1 protein-coding gene is annotated in these 495 nt (G+C 44.0%); it reads left to right on the top strand.

Annotated elements, in window-relative coordinates; genetic code table 11:
• The first annotated feature begins 26 nt into the window (after positions 1-26).
• Positions 27-494, top strand: a complete 468-nt coding sequence (locus LJE09_RS17430) for a hypothetical protein (protein ID WP_005340973.1) — start codon at positions 27-29, stop codon at positions 492-494.
• The last annotated feature ends 1 nt before the right edge of the window (position 495 follow it).

Raw genomic sequence — 495 nt, 5'->3', positions numbered from 1 at the left:
AAATCGGAATTTCAGGAGGTGTTTTTATGCCACAAATGAATAAGGGAGGAAAATTTATTTTCGGGAAATCACTCATTCGGACGGATGGAACATTGCGGATTCCACCGCAGGCAATGGAAGAATATCACATTGCAGATGAAGGAAAAGTATATCTTTTTACCGGAAGTAAGATTACCGGTGGCTTCTGCGTCACCCGGAAAGGCCTTTTGCATCCGTCAAAACTTGGTCACATTTTGGACGATACTCCACCGTTGCTTGACTACTCAGCAGGTTCTGGCGAATTTATCAAATACAAGGGGCGTTCCTACTGCTGGGTAGAGATTTCACAGGAGGGGCAAATTCTTCTTACGAAGAAAATGATGGATTTTTTGAAGGTGAGACCCGGAATGGAGCTGCTCTCTATCCGCAGTAGCGACATCGCGTTTACGATGGGAGCTAAAGGACCGCTATTGGAAAAAGCAGAAAACTATGATGGTGAAATTCCGCTTTTTTAAG

Origin of the sequence: Blautia sp. DFI.3.45 (genome assembly GCF_020593505.1) — a bacterium.
Lineage (GTDB): Bacteria > Bacillota > Clostridia > Lachnospirales > Lachnospiraceae > Blautia_A > Blautia_A wexlerae.
The sequence above is the reverse complement of the archived record's forward strand: the minus strand, read 5'-3'. Positions and strand labels throughout refer to the sequence as shown.